The sequence below is a fragment of the Occultella gossypii genome (assembly GCF_019947135.1).
GTDB lineage: Bacteria > Actinomycetota > Actinomycetes > Actinomycetales > Beutenbergiaceae > Occultella > Occultella gossypii.
In genome coordinates this window covers 1-16,475 of record NZ_JAGSHT010000007.1, presented here as the reverse complement: position 1 = coordinate 16,475, position 16,475 = coordinate 1, and the positions used below count along the sequence as shown (strand labels likewise).

Annotated in this window: 14 protein-coding genes; 5 read left to right on the top strand and 9 right to left on the bottom strand. The window is 72.0% G+C overall.

Features of this window, described 5'->3' with window-relative positions; genetic code table 11:
- Positions 1 to 199: 199 nt before the first annotated feature.
- From KCQ71_RS06765 to KCQ71_RS06745, 5 genes are all read right to left on the bottom strand, one after another.
- Entirely contained in the window at positions 200 to 1,093 is an 894-nt protein-coding gene (locus KCQ71_RS06765) for a carbohydrate ABC transporter permease (RefSeq protein WP_223404173.1), read from the bottom strand.
- Position 1,094: 1 nt separating this feature from the next.
- Positions 1,095 to 2,048 carry a carbohydrate ABC transporter permease gene (locus KCQ71_RS06760; RefSeq protein ID WP_223404171.1) on the bottom strand — a complete coding sequence of 318 codons (954 nt, stop codon included), beginning with the start codon at positions 2,046 to 2,048 and terminating at the stop codon, positions 1,095 to 1,097.
- A complete protein-coding gene (locus KCQ71_RS06755; protein ID WP_223404170.1) occupies positions 2,045 to 3,361 on the bottom strand; it encodes an ABC transporter substrate-binding protein in 1,317 nt (438 codons plus the stop codon). Before KCQ71_RS06755 ends, KCQ71_RS06760 begins: the two co-directional genes overlap by 4 nt.
- Positions 3,362 to 3,494: 133 nt before the next feature.
- Complete coding sequence (locus tag KCQ71_RS06750) at positions 3,495 to 4,778, bottom strand: cellulase-like family protein (protein WP_223404168.1); 1,284 nt, start codon at positions 4,776 to 4,778, stop codon at positions 3,495 to 3,497.
- Positions 4,775 to 8,251, bottom strand: a complete 3,477-nt coding sequence (locus KCQ71_RS06745) for a DUF5107 domain-containing protein (protein ID WP_223404166.1) — start codon at positions 8,249 to 8,251, stop codon at positions 4,775 to 4,777. Before KCQ71_RS06745 ends, KCQ71_RS06750 begins: the two co-directional genes overlap by 4 nt.
- Before the next feature lie 84 nt (positions 8,252 to 8,335).
- On the opposite strand from KCQ71_RS06745, the gene KCQ71_RS06740 reads away from it, so the two are divergent.
- Positions 8,336 to 9,223 (top strand): AraC family transcriptional regulator, encoded by an 888-nt coding sequence (locus tag KCQ71_RS06740; protein ID WP_223404164.1) that lies wholly within the window; start codon positions 8,336 to 8,338, stop codon positions 9,221 to 9,223.
- 13 nt (positions 9,224 to 9,236) lie between these two features.
- On the opposite strand, the gene KCQ71_RS06735 is transcribed toward KCQ71_RS06740, so the two are convergent.
- Both KCQ71_RS06735 and KCQ71_RS06730 read right to left on the bottom strand, forming a co-directional pair.
- Positions 9,237 to 9,602: a VOC family protein gene (locus tag KCQ71_RS06735; protein ID WP_223404162.1), complete on the bottom strand. Its 366-nt coding sequence runs from the start codon at positions 9,600 to 9,602 to the stop codon at positions 9,237 to 9,239.
- Between the two features lie 83 nt (positions 9,603 to 9,685).
- Positions 9,686 to 10,117 (bottom strand): hypothetical protein, encoded by a 432-nt coding sequence (locus KCQ71_RS06730; RefSeq protein WP_223404160.1) that lies wholly within the window; start codon positions 10,115 to 10,117, stop codon positions 9,686 to 9,688.
- A gap of 64 nt (positions 10,118 to 10,181) precedes the next feature.
- On the opposite strand from KCQ71_RS06730, the gene KCQ71_RS06725 reads away from it, so the two are divergent.
- Entirely contained in the window at positions 10,182 to 10,640 is a 459-nt protein-coding gene (locus tag KCQ71_RS06725; RefSeq protein WP_223404158.1) for a MarR family winged helix-turn-helix transcriptional regulator, read from the top strand.
- Between the two features lie 31 nt (positions 10,641 to 10,671).
- Here KCQ71_RS06725 and KCQ71_RS06720 read toward each other — a convergent pair whose 3' ends face one another.
- On the bottom strand, positions 10,672 to 11,853 hold the full coding sequence (locus KCQ71_RS06720; RefSeq protein ID WP_223404156.1) for a DUF1444 domain-containing protein: 1,182 nt from the start codon (positions 11,851 to 11,853) through the stop codon (positions 10,672 to 10,674).
- A gap of 10 nt (positions 11,854 to 11,863) precedes the next feature.
- Complete coding sequence (locus KCQ71_RS27545) at positions 11,864 to 12,886, bottom strand: DinB family protein (RefSeq protein WP_308116616.1); 1,023 nt, start codon at positions 12,884 to 12,886, stop codon at positions 11,864 to 11,866.
- Between the two features lie 200 nt (positions 12,887 to 13,086).
- On the opposite strand from KCQ71_RS27545, the gene gatC reads away from it, so the two are divergent.
- From gatC to gatB, 3 genes are read left to right on the top strand one after another with little or no spacing between them, the layout of a single operon-like run.
- Positions 13,087 to 13,386, top strand: coding sequence for an Asp-tRNA(Asn)/Glu-tRNA(Gln) amidotransferase subunit GatC (gene gatC, locus KCQ71_RS06710; protein ID WP_223404155.1), 300 nt, complete (start codon positions 13,087 to 13,089; stop codon positions 13,384 to 13,386).
- Positions 13,383 to 14,897 (top strand): Asp-tRNA(Asn)/Glu-tRNA(Gln) amidotransferase subunit GatA, encoded by a 1,515-nt coding sequence (gene gatA / locus KCQ71_RS06705; protein WP_223404153.1) that lies wholly within the window; start codon positions 13,383 to 13,385, stop codon positions 14,895 to 14,897. Before gatC ends, gatA begins: the two co-directional genes overlap by 4 nt.
- Positions 14,894 to 16,396 carry an Asp-tRNA(Asn)/Glu-tRNA(Gln) amidotransferase subunit GatB gene (gatB, locus tag KCQ71_RS06700; RefSeq protein ID WP_223404151.1) on the top strand — a complete coding sequence of 501 codons (1,503 nt, stop codon included), beginning with the start codon at positions 14,894 to 14,896 and terminating at the stop codon, positions 16,394 to 16,396. Before gatA ends, gatB begins: the two co-directional genes overlap by 4 nt.
- The last annotated feature ends 79 nt before the right edge of the window (positions 16,397 to 16,475 follow it).

The following is a 16,475-nucleotide window of genomic DNA, read 5'->3' as shown; positions in this document are numbered from 1 at the left end:
TGGACCTGGCGGGTCCCGGCGGCGGTGAGGGCCAGCGGCGTCACGTCCGCCTGCGTCTCGACCGCGACCCGGGCCGGCGGCGCCCACCCTGCCCCCGGACCCCAGCGGTCCAGCAACAGCCCCTCGCCGCCGGGGGATGGGACGTAGGCCAACTCGGCGTCCGCAGTGGGCAGCAGCCACGGCCCCTGGGTCTCGTCACTCACTTGCTGGCCCCCACCATCAGCCCGGACACGAACTGCTTCTGGAAGATGAAGAACACGATCGCCGTCGGCACGGCGGCCATGATGGAGCCGGCCGCGACCACGTTCCACTGGCTCACGAAGCCGCCCTGCAGGTTCAGCAGCGCGGCAGTGATCGGGAAGTTCGTCTCCGTGCGCAGCACCGTCATCGCCCAGATCAGGTCGTTGAAGATCCACGTCGTGGCCAGGGCCGTCAGCGCGGCTAGGGAGGGTCGGCACAGCGGCAGCACGATCTGGGCGTAGATGCGGATCGGGCCGGCGCCGTCGATCCGGGCCGCCTCGAACACCTCGTCCGGTAGCGAGCGCATGAACCCGTGCAGCACGAACGTGTAGAAGCCCAGGCCGAAGCCCACCTGCACGACGACCAGCGCGAGCAGGGTGTCATAGATGCCGAGGCCCTCGGCGATCTTGGCGACCGGGATGAGCAGGATCTGCGGCGGGAGCAGGTTCCCCGCGAGCATGACCAGCAGGATCGCGTTCCGGAACGGGATCCGGTAGCGGCTCAGCGCATAGGCGGCCATGGACGCCAGGAACAGCGAGATGATCACCGCGCACACGGTCACGATCACGCTGTTGCGCAGCGCGCCTGCGATCCCGCCCGCGGACAGTGCCGTGGCGAACCCCTCCCAGCTCAGGGAGGTGGGCAGCGCGGACAGCCCCCGGGCGACGATGTCGTCGAACGAGCGGAACGCGACCACCAGCACGAACACCATCGGCGTGATCCAGGCGAGGGTGAACGGGATCATGAACACGTGGAACCACGGCGACCGGGACCCGATCACCCGGCGGTGGTGACGCTTGCGGCCAGGAGGCGTGGCGCCGGTGGCGCCGAGGGTGGGATTCGTGGCACTCATGTCAGTCCTCCTGCCGGATCGAGCGGACCAGGTACGAGATGATGAACACGATCGCGAGGGCGAAGATGACCACCGCGATCGCCGATCCGTAGCCCAGGTTCACGAGCGTGAAGCCCTGCTCGAACATGTAGGTGCTGAGCAGTTGGGTGCTGTTGTACGGCCCACCGCGGGTCATCGCCCAGACGATGTCGAAGGTGCGCAGCGAGTCGATCACGGTGACCGCGAACACCACCGCGTTCACGCCCTTCAGCTGCGGCATCACGATGGAGAAGAACCGCTGGCGCCGGTTCGCGCCATCCATCGCCGCGGCCTCCTCGAGGGCAGGGTCGACGCCCTTGAGTCCGGCCAGGTAGAGCACCATGATGTAGCCGACCTGCCGCCAGACGGCCGCGATCAGCACCGCGTACAGGGCGACGTCCGGGTCGGCGAGCCACTGCCGCTCCCAGGACTCGAGGCCGAGCGCGCCCAGGGTCGTGTTCACCAGGCCCGCGGGGGAGTACATGACCCGCCAGAACAGCCCGGTGACGGCGAGGGAGAACACCATCGGCAGGTAGATGGCGCTGCGGTAGATGCCGATGCCCCGGCCGGGCCGGTTCAGCAGCACGGCCAGGATCAGGCCGCCGAGCACGGAGAGCCCACCGAAGCCGATCACCCAGATCACGTTGTTGCGTAGGGCGGTACGGAACACCGGGTCGTTCCACAGGTCGACGTAGTTGCCGAAGCCCACCGGCTCGGCCGCACCGATGCCGTTCCATCGGGTGAACGACAGCGAGAACGAGTTCAGCGCAGGCCAGAACACCCAGAACACCTCGGCCGCGAGCGGCACCAGCAGGAACAGCCAGACCACCCACGGCACCCGCCGCAGCACCGAGCGCCGGCGTGGGTCCGGTGGGGTCGACCGTGCCGAGGCCGCCGACCTGCCAGGACCCACGGCCGTGGCGCTCGGGCTGCTCACTGGGCCCAGACCCGTTCGGCTGCTGCCTGCCAGCCGGCGAGGATGCCCGGGATGTCGGACGGGTCCGCGAGGAACCGGGTCAGCGCGTCATCGGCGGTGCTCTGCAGGGCGTCGGAGGAGTCCCGGTTGAAGAACTGCGTGATCTCCTCGGTGTTCTCCAGCAGTTCGATGCCCTTCTGGACCAGCGGGCTGAACCCGGAACTGTCCACGTCCGGGCTTGTGGGCAGGTTCGAGGAGGCGGACTCGGAGATGAACTGCTGCTGCGCCTCGGCGGAGGCGAGGTAGCTCAGCAGGGCCTTCGTGCCCTCGACGTTCGCGGTGTTCGCGCTCGCGAAGTAGCCATCGGTCGGCGCCTCCTCGGCGCTGGGCACGTCGGGGTTGATCGGCGGCACCGAGAAGAAGTCGATGTCGTCCTGCTGGTCCTCCGGGAAGAACTGGGTGACGAACGCCCCGACCAGGTACATGGCCGCGGAGTTCTGGATCATCGGCGTCACCGCCTCCTGGTGGGAGTAGGAGGCCATGTTCGGGTCGAAGTAGGGGATGAGCTTGGCGTACTCGGTGAGCACGGCCTCCACCTCGGGGTCGGTGAAGGCGTGCTCGCCCGCGAGGAGCTCGCGGTGGTAGGCCGCGCCGTTGATGCGAAGGTTGAGGTAGTCGAACCAGCCGGAGGCCATCCAGGGGGTCGAGCCGATCCCGTTCGCGAGCGGGTTCACGCCGAGGCCCTTGAGGGTCTCGCAGAGGGCGAGGAAGTCGTCCCAGGTCTCCGGGATGGTCACGCCCCACTCGGCGAAGGCGCTCTTCTTGTAGAAGATCGACCACCAGTAGTAGTTCGTCGGCACGAAGATCTGCGAGCCGTCCTCGGCGGTGGACAGCGACTTCAGCGCCTCGGAGAACCCGGCGCAGGCGCCGTCGCCGGTCCACAGGTCGGAGACGTCCAGGAGCAACCCCTCGGCGGCGTAGTCACGGGCCACCGACCCGGCGTACCAGGTGAGCACGTCCGGCGGGGTGTTGGACGTCAGGTACGTCGACAGCTGCGCCCGGAACTGCTCGATCGCCACCGTGTTGAGGGTGACGTCGCCGTCGTAGTCGGCGATCACCAGTTCCAGGGCCGCCTTCGGTGCGGGGTCGGACAGCGAGGACTGCAGCGTCACCGGCCCGGCCGCATCGCCGGACGCGTCGCCGCCACCGGAGCCGCTCGTCTCGCCGCCGGAACCGCCGCCGGACCCGACGCAGGCGGACAGCAGGCCGCCGGTGCCCAGCGCAGTGGCGCCGAGCAGGAATCCTCGGCGGGTGTAGTCGGATGTGGTGCTCATCGGGGACCTCCGGTGCGCCGTCGTTGGCGCTGGTTGGGGTGCGGCCGACCGGTTGGCCGGAACCTGGGGTTTGTGTTCGGGGTGCTGCTCTCTGCGGTCGTCTGGTGTGCTGTTGTCTGCTGTGGTGGGTGGATCAGCCGGTGAAGAGGGCGTTGGCCTCCTTCTGCAGAGCGACGTCGGCCCACATCGGGTGCTGCGGCGCGGCGTTCGAGCAGACGATCGAGCCCCAGGCGCCGACCCTGGCTGATTCCGACATCGCGAACCGGCAGAGCTGGGCTCCGACCGGACCTTCCTCGAACTGCCCGTGCAGCGGGGTGTAGCCGACCCAGCCCTCCCCGAACACGAGCGGTAGGCCGCGGCGCTCGGCGTGGTCGGCGGCCACCTCGAGCCACAGCGTCAGCTTCTGGGCCATCGCGAGCCGGTGCTCGCCGTAGTGGTCGTAGAGCCAGCGGTCGATGGTGGCGGCGTCGGCCCAGTCGTGCACGTAGATCTCCGGCTTGGCGACGATCATCGCGTCCAGGCGCCACTCGTGCTCGGGCGGCAGACCCCAGTCGCCGATGTCCGGGGCGCCGGGGCGGAGAAGGTCGCGGCGGGCGGCCTCCTGCGGGAAGTCCTCGATGGGCCCGCGCATGCCGTAGGTCTCGATCAGCGCGTCGAGCACCCCGTAGATGTACGGGTGCACCACGAGCACGTCCAGGTTCGCCGGGATGGCCCGCATCACCGCGACCGGCACGTGGGCGTAGTTCACGGTCACCGGGACGTCCGGCTGGAGCTCGTGGAAGGCGGCCAGACCGCGCTCGAGCCGGGGTGTGAGGGCCACGATCGCGTCGTCGCCGCGGGCGTCGAGCCCGGCGGTGAGGTGCCCGATCTGAACCTCGTTGTGCAGTTCGACGAACGCGACCCGGTCGGCCAGGTCGTGGGAGGCGAGGAGGTCGATCAGGGCGGCGTGAGCACGGGCGAGCTCGACGGCCCGGTCCTCCGGGTCGATGGCGTGCAGCGCCCGGTACCAGTCGGGTTCCGCGGCGAACGCGGGGCTCTGCTGATACTCCCAGGAGGACACGATGACGTAGCAGTCGTGGCGCTTCGCGGCCCGGAACAGCTCGAGCAGGTGCTCGCGGGCGTCGATCGTGGTCTCGGCCGCGACGTCGTACCAGCGCACCTGTTGGGCGTACCCACCGCCGAGCGGCCCGAGCCGCAGCGCGCTGGTGTCCAGGCCGGACCCGAACAGCAGGTAGGGCATCGCGCAGATGCGGATCGTGTTGTACCCGCGCTCGACGGCCCCGGCGAACGCGGCGTCCAGATCCTCGAACGGCTCTCCGGGCCCGGTGCGCACGAACCAGGAGAAGTCCCAGAGCGTGATGGTGAGGTGCTCCGGCAGGTGGGCGGCCGTCGGCACGGGGCGGTACGGCTCGGTCATGGGCGGGCTCCTTCGGTGACGGCGGTGAGCAGGTCGTGGGCGTCGGTGTGATCGGGCACCTCGTGCAGCAGGTGCTGCAACCGCCCGACGGCGGAGGTCTCGTCGCGCGAGAGCACGTCCAGCTGGGCGCGTAGGAACTCCAGGCGCTGCGCCCGGACCTGGTCCAGGTCCGGGGTGAACAACAGGAGCTGCGGCAGGGACGTCGCGAAGTAGTCGATCCGCGCGGGGGTGCCGGCCTGTTCGTCGACGTAGTCGGCGAGGTCGGCGGCGAGGGTGTCGGCGTCCGCGGCGCGGCCGAGTCGGCGCAGCGCGAGCACGGAGTGGTACGTCGCCTCGCTGTGCCGGGACGCGCTCATCGTGCGGAAGTCACCGACCTGCTCGGCCGCGATCGCCCAGGCGTGGCGGGCTGCGTCGGCCTGTCCCGCAGCGGCCGCGGTGTCGCCGGCCAGCAGCTGGAGCCCGGCCGTGGTGGCGAGCGGGTGCCGGGCCTCGCCGAGGGACGCGGGCGAGTCCAGCGCCTGCGCCACCAGGACCTTGGCCGCCTCGGCGTCACCGGTGGCCAGAGCATGCCGGGCCAGGACCACGCAGCTGCGTTCCCAGGCCCGCAGCACCTCACCCTCGCCGCCCTCCCAGGGCTGGAACGCCCGGCCGGCGAGCAGGCCGTGCGCGTCCTCGGCGCGGCCGGCGGTGATCAGAAGGTGCGCGAGCACCACGGTCAGGTCGTCGCGTTCGGCGACCAGGTCGCGGGCGCCCTCCAGGACGGCCAGGCGCGTGGCCGGGTCGACGGCCCGGCGGGTGTCGAGCTGATCGCTCTCGAAGAGCAGCCGGGCGTGGCCGGGCGCGAGGGAGCGGGATCGGTCGTAGGCGTCGCGGGCACCGTCCAGGTCACCGCGGATGTTCACCAGGGCCAGGCCGATATTGCGGTGCACCACGGGGTCCCCGGGATCCGCGGCGGCCGACGCCTGCCACGACTCCAGAGCGTCGGTGGTGCGGCCCATCGCGTACAGCCAGTGCCCCAGGAGCGCGAGGGCGGTGGCCTGGGCCGGGTGGCGGGTGAGCGTCTGCGTGAGCATGACGGCGTCCGCGAGCCGTCCGGGGAAACACCACGCGCGGGACGCGGCGTCCGCTGCGTCGAGCTCGCGCCGTTCGGCTCCGGTGTCACCGCGGGCCGCGTGGATGGCCGCCCGGTGCAGGCGCAGCAGCGGCTCCGCGGCCGGCTGCCCGGGCACCCGCTCGCGCTCGCGGTCGAGCGCGACGCCCAGGACTCGCAGCGCGTCGTCGTGGGCACCGATGCCCGCGTACTCGAGGGCGACGTCGAGGCAGGTCTGCGCGTCGCAGCCGAGTTCGGCGCCGGCCGCGTCGCGGCTCCACCAGTGCAGTCGGTCGAGGTCCGTGACGCGGGCGAGCTGCGCGTTGAGTCCCGTGACGCCTGCCGGTCCCGCGTCGGTGCCGCCATCGCGGGCGAGTTCTGCGTTGCCGGCATCGACACCTCGGTCGGCGCGGCCGCGCAGGATCGCAGCCAGGGTGTGCGCCTGCAGGTGCTCGGGCTCGGCGCGCAGAACGTCCGTGAGGCGGTGCAGCGCGGTGGCTGTGCGACCCGCCGCGGCGTCGATCCGGGCCATCTCGTAGCCGGCCGGCGCCCGCCATGGGCGGTTCCACGAGGCCCTGCCGAACGCGTCGTACGCCTCGCTCGGACGCCCGCCCATGGCCAGCACCAGACCGAGGTGGTAGAGCGCGGTGGCGTCCGGGGCGGTGGGATGGAAGGTGGTCAGACGGGCGACGGCGGCGCGCAGGTGTGTCTCGGCCTCCGCCAGGCGGGCCTGACGCAGGCGGCGGATGCCCACGGCCGTGTGGGCGTCCGCGTTGCCCGGATCGCGGCGCAGCGCCTCGGCCCAGTACGGCTCGGGGGAGCGGGTGGCGTGCCGGTACTGCTCCAGGTGGCCGGCGATGTCGAGGAGTTCCGCCACGCTCACCACCTGGTCCGGGGTGGCCGGCTCCCGGGCGGCCACCGCCGCGTGCTCGTCCGTCGGCGCGGCGTCCCGCCCGTGCTCCGCGGCCGCGGGGCGGGTGTACTCCACGAGCACGACGTCACCACACACCACCCGGACAGTCAGATGACCGGCCGCGACGGCGTCGGGCAGGTTGGCCTGCCACAGCGCCGGCGAGCCGGGGTCGATGTCGGTGACCGTCTCGGCCACCAGGCGACCTGCGCCGTCGAGCAGTTCGATCCGGCACCCGGGACGGCGGGCCGTGGTGACGACGCCGACGCGCGCACCGTCCGCGGTGACCCGGACGCGGACCGCGGCCTCGGCCGTCGCCCGGTTCGCCGGGCCGACCGCGGGCAGGGGGTACCAGCACTGTTCGAAGACCTTGGTCTCGCCGGGGGCGAGGAAGGCGAAGTCGGGCTGGTTGTCGGTGAACACGCCGGCCATCAGTTCGACGTAGGCGGAGTCGTCGTCGGCGAGGTTGCGGCCCCACGCGCGCCCGAATGCGGAGTTGCCCCAGGTCCACTGCTTCTTCCCGACGGCGATCTGCCGGTCGGCCACGTGCGCGAAACCCATGCCCCGGGCGTGGTCGTAGCCGCCGAAGAAGTCCTCGGCACTGTGCGTGACCATGTAGGAGGTCGGGACCGGGATGTTCTCCCACCAGTCGATGCGGTCACCGGTGACGACCTCGCCGTCACCGGTGGTGAAGGTCAGCTCGCGGCGGGCCGGGTAGTCGATGTCGTAGTAGGGGCGGTCCGCGGCGGGGAAGGCGGTCACGGCGCGCTTGGCGTGGTCGGCGACGACGTCCACGTCTTCGGGGAAGAACGACTGGTAGTCGGAGTCGGCGCGGGCCGCGACGTTCGCCCACCAGAGGAACGTCTGGGTGAGCGGGGTGCGGTTGTACAGGCGGACCCGCAGCTCGATCGCGGAGCGGCCCGGTCGAAGCCGGACTCCGTGCATGCCCTTCATCCGCTCGAACGGGTCGTGGTCGGAGCACCACACGGTCACGGACCCGTCGTCCTCGTGCTCGATCTCGACGTCGGTGGGCAGGAACGTCGCGGGCCGGTGGTGCTGGGGCCAGTTCAGTTCGATGCCGCCGGCGATCCACGGGCCGGCCAGGCCGACGAGGGCCGGCTTGATCACTGGGTTCCCGTAGAACAGGTCATGCCCGGTGGTGCGGTCGATCGCGAGGTGGATGCGCCCGCCGAGCTCCGGGAGGACCAGGAGCCGGATCCACTCGTTCTCCAGGTGCACGGCGTCCCAGTCGTGCTCGCGCGGCTCGGAGTCGATCCGGTCGTGGAACGGCAGCGGGTACACCCGCCCGGACGAGCCCTGGTACACGCGGGCGTCGAGGTAGGAGGGCAGGTCGGACGGCGGTGCCGGCAGGTAGGTGCGCATGGTCAGCGGCGCGCGCCAAACGGCGACGTCGGCGCCGGCCTGGTCGGCGGGGCGGTCCGGGAGATCGAGCAGAGGCTCGGCTGTGAGCATGGTTCGACAGTAGGCAGGCCAGGGTGGGTCGGGGAATGTCCGATCGGCCGGACTTCCTGGACGATTCGATGGCAGGCTACTGCCATGGTGACGTACACGAGGGACGGCTTCCCGGGGCAGCGGATGCGGGTGCTGCCGCGTCCGCTGGTCAGCGAGGCGCTGACGGTCGGGGTCACCGAGCGGTTGCTGGCAACCGACGCCGGGTACTTCCCGCACGCCGCGAACCATGGCCGCTCCCGGCCGAAAGGGGCACGTGAAGCCGTGGTCCTGGTGTGTACCGAGGGCCGCGGTTGGTGCGATGTCGGCGATTCGACCGAGGCGATCGGGGTCGGCCAGGCCCTGGTGCTGGCGCCCGGCACCCCGCACCTGTACCGGGCCGACCGCGATGACCCCTGGACGCTCTGGTGGTGCCACGCCGCCGGGTCCGACGTGCCGACGCTGCTCGCACCGATCGTCGGCGGGGCCGGGCACGCGGTGGTGGACCTGCACGATCCCGCGCGCGCGGTGCACACGATGGAGCAGGTGGTGCAGGCGCTCGAACGGGACGAGACCCGCCCGGTCCTGATGGCTGCGGCCGGGGCGGCCTGGAACGTCCTCGCCCAGATCGGCGCGGACCGGCTGGCCGGCCCGCGCAACGATGCCGGCCCGGTCCAGCGGGCCCGCGATTACCTGCTCGAGCACCTCGACGCCCCGGTCCGGGTCCCGGAGCTGGCCGCGCATGTGGGCCTGAGCGCCTCACACTTCGCGGCGCTGTTCCGGCACGCCACCGGGGGCGGGGTACTCGAGTACGTCAAGAGCATCCGGATGGCCAGGGCTCGGGTGATGCTGATGACCACGAGCCGGACCGTGGCCGAGGTCGCCCGGGAGGTCGGCTACCCGGATGCGTTCTATTTCTCCCGGCAGTTCCGGGCGGTGAGCGGCTCGAGCCCGTCCCAGTTCCGGCAGGCGTCGCGGGCCGACCACGTGTCGTGAGGTGGTCCGGGCGTCACGGGTAGCGGCCGGCGGACAGGTCGAGGAGCACGAGGTCGTTGCCGAACGGGTCGGTGACCACGGCGAGCCGGCCGACCGGGATCGCCTCGACCGGCCGGTGTACGGTGGCGCCGGCTGCGACCAGGGCGTCCACCGCCGTCGGGACCGCGTCGACGAGCCACGCCGGCGCATAGGGCGCCGTCGTCGTCAGGACGAGCTCGGTCTCGGTGCCCGGCAGGCGCAGGCCGGCCTGCCCGGTGGTCTCGTCGCGCCAGAGGAGTTCGTGTCCGAGTGCGCCGGCGTAGAACGCGAGGCCGGTGTCGAGGTCGGGGACCGGGATCGTCACGCAGTCGACGGCGCGGAGCACGGGGTCGGTGGTCATACCCCAGTGTCCGGCTACGCACCGACATCGGCTGTCGGTGCGGTCCGGGGCACGGTGCCCGGGTGGGTGGCTCGGGGTCGGCGTCAGGCCCGATTCGGGTGTGGTTGTGCCATGGCCGGCCGCGGACCGCCGAGCCAGGTCCAGGCCGCGAACGCGATGGCCAGCGTGATGGTGAGTACGCCGAGCGGCACGTGCAGGGCGGTCAGGGAGCGGAATCCGGCGAACGCTTGTAGCGACATCAGTATCAACATGCCGACGGCCGCCGCGATCGGCCACCTCGGGTCGCGCCGGAGACGCACGCAGAGGATCGCGGCGACGACGCCGACCAGGATCGCGATCGCCGCCGCGTTGGCCACTTCCCGGTGGATGGGGAACGCGGCCCGCACCTGAGTCATGAACAGCCCCGCGGTGATGGATTGAGCGAAGAGCAGCACGGCGGCGAGAGTCAGCGAGACTCGCAGCAACCAGCGCGGCCATTGCGGTGCGGGTGGGGCGGGCGCGTCGTGTGTGGACATGGCAGGACCCTAGCCGTATGGTTCCAGTTGCACCAGTTCCAAATGGATCTAATAAGCGAGTCCGATGAATTCTGCCGATGCCGTGACACCACTCCAGGTGGGCCTGCTGCTCCACCGCGCGTACGCAGTCGCGACTCAGGACCTCAACTCGGCGTTGCGGCCGATGGACCTGAGTGCTCGGCACGTCGCGACGATGTTCCTCATCCGCGATGGCACTCGAACCCACCGCGACCTCGTGCAGCAGCTGCACACGGACAAGACCGGCATGGTCCGCGTGATCGATGACCTCGAAGAACTCGGATTCGTGTCTCGGACCCGCTCGGTCGAGGATCGCCGCGTCTGGCTGCTGTCCCTCACGGCGGCGGGCACGCTGGGGCTGCAGCGCGCGCAGGAACAGACGCGCGGCGTTGCCGAGAGCCTGTTCGGAAGCCTGAGCCGCGCCGAGCTCACTGCCCTCCACGACAGTCTCGCGCACGTTCTGCGGGAGGTTCCGGACAACCAGTCCGGACGACGCCGGGACTGAGAGCAACGGGACCCGGGGAACGTTTCGTGGGTCAGGTGCCGGCGCGGGCCGCCGCGGCACGCAGCGCGGCGAGTACCTGGGGGCTCGGCCAGCCGCGAACGCGCCAGCGCTGCGGCAGGTGGCCCGGCTCGTGCACGAGCAGAGCGCCGACGATCCGTTGGGCCTCCTGCCACGGCACCATGATGACGCCGTCCGGGCCGGCGAAGCCGATCAGGTCCGCGCCGGGCAGCAGGGCGTCCGTGACCCCTTCGGCCCAGGTGGTCACGGTCGTGACGCGCCCATCGCGTGAGAATCCGGTCAGTTTCGCGACGTGGGCGTCGCGGCCCTCGGCGGCGAATCGCCGGGTCAGGTTCCCGGTCTGTTGGTCGTACTCGGAGATCGCGTGGCGCACCCGAGCGAGGTGCACGCCCCGGCCGGCGGGATGACCCGGCGGCGGATTCCAGGCCGCGAAGCCCTGTGGCTGGACCAGGTACGGCACGGGCGAGAGCGGGTGCGGGCGGGAGTCGAAGAGGTCCAGCGCGCCCGCCATGGCGGCCAGCGGCCCGGCATCCGCGGTGCCCGCGAGCAGGAGGGTGTCACGGGTCGGCGCGAACGCGAGCAGGTCGCCGCGGACCCGTCCCGCGTGAGCGAGCAGAAGGTCGGGGGTGAGCAGCCACGAGGACCCGTAGCCGTCCGGTGCCCCGATCCCGAAGGCGCCGGTGAGGTCCCCATCGAGCGGGACGACCTCCAGCGGGTGGCGGCGCAGGTTCCCGACCGCGATGCCGATGAGGTCCGCCGCCGGGCGTCGCCACCGGTGGAACGTCTCGGGGTCGACGAAGCGGATCCGGTCGACGTCGTCGACCGCGACGGCGACGTGCAGCAGTGGTGCGGCCGGCCGGCTGACCGGGACGATCTGCGGCGGGTGTGAGCCCAGCCAGGCGTCGCCGCGGATCGCGGGCAGCAGTCGCGCGGCCGTGGTCTCGAACGTGCCGATCGGCTCCGGCGGGCGCAGGGTCGACTCCACGAACCGCTCGACGAACCGGTCCCGCTCCCGCGGGGGGAGTGTCCGGGCGTGCGCGAACGGTGCGTCCAGCCGGACCCGGAGCCGGTTCCCCTGCGCGACGGTGACGATCAGCTCGCGGGGATCGTCGGGGCTCGGCGCCGTGGACGATGCCGCGGGGTGACGGCCGAACGCGCGAGCAGCCTCCGCTGCGAACTCCTCGAACGTCTCCATACGCCCGGGCTCAGCCGGCCCGGAAGAACAGGTAGCAGGCGTAGCACGCGATCCCGAGCCAGGCGAGGCCGTTCGTGGTGGTGCGTTTGGCTCGCAGCGCCCAGGACACCGCGACACCGGAGACCAGGAGCCAGCACAGTGAGCTGGCCCACCGGGTGACGAACCCCGAGAATCCGCCCGCGTCCGAGTCGGGCGTGGCGACGGCGAACAGCACCGCGAGCGCCAGAGCGAGGACGCCGAGCGTCAAGCCGACGGCCAGCCGGTGCTCGTGTGCGAAGCGCTGGATCGGCGGCAGGTCCTTCTGCGGGGCGGCCTCTGCGGACGGCTCGCCGTCCACGGCCGGGCCGGCCTCGGCCGTGGTCCCGTCGACGGAACCGTCCTCGACGACGCTTGGGCCGCCGTCGGCCAGGTCGTTCGCGGACGGCACCACCCCGGCGGCGGACGCGGCCCCGGGATCGGTCCGGGCGGGCGAGGCCGCGACGTCGCCGCCCTCGTGTCCGGCCCGGCCCTGGGTGACGTCCCAGGCGTGGTGGACCAGGTCATGGATCAGGTACTGGGCGAGCGTCAGCACGGTGAACACCGAGCCGTTGCTGCGTAGCCCGGACCGGGTCGCCTGCTCGCCGGTGACGGCGTCGAAGTCGGACGCGAGCGAGGCCCCGCGGCGCTGGAGCTCCAAGGAGACGTCGTGCGGCTCGAGCTCGCCGTAGCGGCCGGCCACGGCGGCGGCGTCCTGGTCCCAGTTCGGGAAGAGCGGGTCATCCTCGGTGAGCATCAGGTTCAGGCGGCCGGCGAACACCTCGAAGACGTCGCGCACGTGGGCGGCGTACTCCAGGGTGGACCAGGTGCCCGGGTCCGGCCGCTCGCGCACATCCGGGCGATGCAGCACCTCGGGCCAGAGCGGGATCTGCGCCCGGATCGCGCCCGGGACGTCCGCCAGCGTGATCGCGCCGGCGTCGAGGCCGCAGTCCGGGCACCGGCGGTCGAGGACCCAGGTCCAGTCCTTGTCGTCTCCAGCGATGCCGTTCTCACTCACGGCACCACCGTAGACGCCGCACGCCCCTGGTCGCCGCACGCCCTGGTCGCCGATCGCCGCCGGGCGCCGACCGTGCGGTTCCCACGTTGGTCCGGTTCGCGCCACCGTGGGAAACCGTACGTTCGGCCGGTCGGGGTAGGGCCGGGTGGCCGTGCCGGGCGGCGTCGGGCGGGTGCCGGCCGCTGGGTAGACTCGCGGCCATGTCCACCATCAATTCCGATGAGGTCGCGCGCCTTGCCGCGCTCGCCCGAATCGACCTCGCTCCCGACGAGATCACCCGCCTCGCCGGTGAGCTCGACGTCATCGTCCAGGCAGTCGCGACCGTGAGTGAGGTGGCCGGCGACGACGTGCCCGCCACCAGTCACCCGATCCCGCTCACCAACGTGCTGCGCGAGGACACCGTCGGCCAGACGCTGCCCGTGGCGGACGTGCTCGCCCAGGCGCCGGCTGCGGAGGGCGGCATGTTCCTGGTGCCGCAGATCCTGGGGGAGGAGCAGTGAGCGACCTCACCCGCGCGACCGCGGCGGAACTCGCCACCAGGCTCGCCGCCTGCGAGGTCTCCAGCGTCGAGGTCACCCAGGCGCACCTGGACCGGATCGGCGCCGTCGACGGCGCCGTGCACGCCTTCCTGCACACGAACACCGACGAGGCGCTCGCCGCCGCAGCCGCGGTGGACACCGCCCGCGCCGCCGGCGAGGACCTGCCCGCCCTGGCCGGGGTGCCGATCGCCGTCAAGGACGTCGTGGTCACCAAGGGCCAGGTCACCACGGCCGGCTCGAAGATCCTCGAGAACTGGATCCCGCCGTACGACGCGACCCTGGTCGAGCGGCTGCGCGCGGCCGGGATGCCGATCCTCGGCAAGACGAACATGGACGAGTTCGCGATGGGTTCCTCCACCGAGCACTCCGCGTACGGACCCACCCGCAACCCGTGGGACCTGGAGCGCATCCCGGGCGGCTCGGGCGGTGGCTCGGCCGCCGCGGTCGCCGCGTTCGAGGCGCCGCTCGCGATCGGCACCGACACCGGCGGCTCGATCCGCCAGCCGGCCGCCGTCACCGGCACCGTGGGCGTCAAGCCCACCTACGGCAGCGTCTCCCGCTACGGGCTGATCGCGCTCGCCTCCAGCCTGGACCAGGCGGGCCCGTGCACCCGCACCGTGCTCGACTCGGCGCTCCTGCACGACGTCATCGGCGGCCACGACCCGCGTGACTCGACCTCGCTGAGCGAGCGGCCGCCGTCGTACACCGAGGCCGCGAAGGCGGGCGCCACCGCCGACCTGACCGGTCTCAAGGTCGGCGTCGTCACCGAGCTCGGCGGCGAGGGCTACCAGAGCGGCGTCCGCGCCAGCTTCGAGGCGAGCCTGGAGCTGCTCACGAGCGCCGGCGCGGAGATCGTCGAGGTCTCCTGCCCGAGCTTCACCGCCGCGCTCGCCGCGTACTACCTGATCCTGCCCTCGGAGGCGTCCTCGAACCTGGCCAAGTTCGACGGCATGCGGTTCGGGCTGCGGGTCGAGCCCACCGAGGGCCCGATCACCGCCGAGCGCGTGATGGCCGCGACCCGCGGCGCCGGCTTCGGGGACGAGGTCAAGCGCCGCATCATCCTGGGCACCTATGCCCTGTCCGCGGGCTACTACGACGCCTACTACGGCAGCGCCCAGAAGGTCCGCACACTGATCCAGCGGGACTTCGCGGCCGCGTTCGCCCAGGTGGACGTGCTCGTCTCGCCGACGGCGCCGACCACGGCGTTCAGGTTCGGGGACAAGGTCGACGACCCGATGGCGATGTACCTCAACGACGTCGCCACCATCCCGGCGAACCTGGCTGGCGTGCCGGGCCTGTCCCTGCCGAGCGGGCTGTCCGACGACGGTCTGCCGGTCGGGTTCCAGATCCTCGCCCCGGCCCGCGCCGACGAGCGGTTGTACCGCGTCGGTGCCGCCCTGGAATCCCTGCTGCTCGCCCAGTGGGGCGCCCCGCTGCTGTCCCGCGCCCCGGAACTCGAGGTCAACGCATGAGTGTCACCGACGAACTCGTCGACTACGACGAGGCGATCGCCCGCTACGACGCCGTCCTCGGCATCGAGGTGCACGTCGAGCTCGGTACCGCCACGAAGATGTTCGACGACGCGCCCGCCTCCTTCGGCGAGGTCCCGAACACCTCGGTCACCCCGGTCTCGCTGGGGCTGCCCGGCGCTCTGCCGGTCGTGAACGGCCGGGCTGTGGAGTTCGCGATCAAGATCGGCCTGGCGCTGAACTGCCAGATCGCCGAGACCTGCCGGTTCGCCCGGAAGAACTACTTCTACCCGGACGTGCCGAAGAACTTCCAGACCTCGCAGTACGACGAGCCGATCGCGTTCGACGGCTACCTCGACATCGAGCTCGAGGACGGCGAGGTGTTCCGCGTCGAGATCGAGCGGGCGCACATGGAGGAGGACGCCGGCAAGAACACGCACGTGGGCGGCGCCACCGGCCGGATCCAGGGCGCCGAGTACTCCCTCGTGGACTACAACCGGGCCGGCATCCCGCTCGTGGAGATCGTCACCCGCCCGATCACCGGCGTCGGCACCCGCGGGCCGGAGATCGCCCGGGTGTACGTGCAGACCCTGCGGGACATCTTCCGCTCCCTCGGGGTCTCCGAGGCGCGGATGGAGCGCGGCAACGTGCGCGCGGACGTGAACCTGTCCCTGCGCGAGTCCGCGGATGCGCCGCTCGGCACGCGTACCGAGACCAAGAACGTGAACTCGTTCCGCTCCATCGAGCGGTCGGTCCGGTACGAGGTGTCGCGGCAGGCCGCGGTGCTCGACGGCGGAGGTTCCGTTCTGCAGGAGACGCGTCACTTCCACGAGGACACAGGGTCGACGTCCTCGGGTCGGGTCAAGTCCGACGCCGACGACTACCGGTACTTCCCCGAGCCCGACCTGGTGCCGCTCGCGCCGCCGCGGGAGTGGGTCGAGGAGATCCGGGCGACCCTGCCCGAGGCCCCGGTGGCGCGCCGGCGTCGCCTGCGCCAGGAGTGGGGCTATGCCGACGCAGAGATGCGCGACGTGGTCAACGCCGGCGCCGTGGACATCATCGAGACCACCATCGCCGCCGGGGCCTCCCCGGCCGCCGCGCGCAAGTGGTGGATGGGGGAACTGGCCCGCACGGCCAAGACCCAGGGCGTCGCGCTGGAGGACCTCCCGGTCACGCCGGAGCAGATCGGGCAGCTGCAGGCGCTCGTGGACTCCGGGAGGATCAACGACAAGCTGGCCCGGCAGGTCCTCGAGGGTGTGCTCGCCGGCGAGGGGTCCCCGGAGGACATCGTCACCGCCCGTGGCCTCGAGGTGGTCTCCGACGACGGCCCGCTGCTCGCGGTCATCGACGAGACCCTCGCCGCGCAGCCGGACATCGCGGAGAAGATCCGCTCCGGCAACCTCGGCCCGATCGGCGCCGTGATCGGCGCGGTCATGAAGGCCACCCGCGGCCAGGCCGACGCCGGCCGGGTGCGCGAACTGATCATGGAGCGCCTCGGCTGAGGCTGTGGCGGGGGGGGGGGGGGGGGGGCCCCCCCCCCCCCCGCGGGGGGGGGGGCCCGCGCCGCGGGGGCAGGGGGGG

What these genes read in the sequence shown, in the direction of transcription:
- gatB (WP_223404151.1), top strand. Translation starts at nt 14,894, where the DNA reads ATGAGTGTCACCGACGAACTCGTCGACTACGACGAGGCGATCGCCCGC.
- KCQ71_RS06745 (WP_223404166.1), bottom strand. Translation starts at nt 8,251, where the DNA reads ATGCTCACAGCCGAGCCTCTGCTCGATCTCCCGGACCGCCCCGCCGAC.
- KCQ71_RS06750 (WP_223404168.1), bottom strand. Translation starts at nt 4,778, where the DNA reads ATGACCGAGCCGTACCGCCCCGTGCCGACGGCCGCCCACCTGCCGGAG.
- KCQ71_RS06755 (WP_223404170.1), bottom strand. Translation starts at nt 3,361, where the DNA reads ATGAGCACCACATCCGACTACACCCGCCGAGGATTCCTGCTCGGCGCC.
- KCQ71_RS06725 (WP_223404158.1), top strand. Translation starts at nt 10,182, where the DNA reads ATGAATTCTGCCGATGCCGTGACACCACTCCAGGTGGGCCTGCTGCTC.
- KCQ71_RS06730 (WP_223404160.1), bottom strand. Translation starts at nt 10,117, where the DNA reads ATGTCCACACACGACGCGCCCGCCCCACCCGCACCGCAATGGCCGCGC.
- KCQ71_RS06720 (WP_223404156.1), bottom strand. Translation starts at nt 11,853, where the DNA reads ATGGAGACGTTCGAGGAGTTCGCAGCGGAGGCTGCTCGCGCGTTCGGC.
- KCQ71_RS06735 (WP_223404162.1), bottom strand. Translation starts at nt 9,602, where the DNA reads ATGACCACCGACCCCGTGCTCCGCGCCGTCGACTGCGTGACGATCCCG.
- gatC (WP_223404155.1), top strand. Translation starts at nt 13,087, where the DNA reads ATGTCCACCATCAATTCCGATGAGGTCGCGCGCCTTGCCGCGCTCGCC.
- KCQ71_RS06740 (WP_223404164.1), top strand. Translation starts at nt 8,336, where the DNA reads ATGGTGACGTACACGAGGGACGGCTTCCCGGGGCAGCGGATGCGGGTG.
- KCQ71_RS06765 (WP_223404173.1), bottom strand. Translation starts at nt 1,093, where the DNA reads ATGAGTGCCACGAATCCCACCCTCGGCGCCACCGGCGCCACGCCTCCT.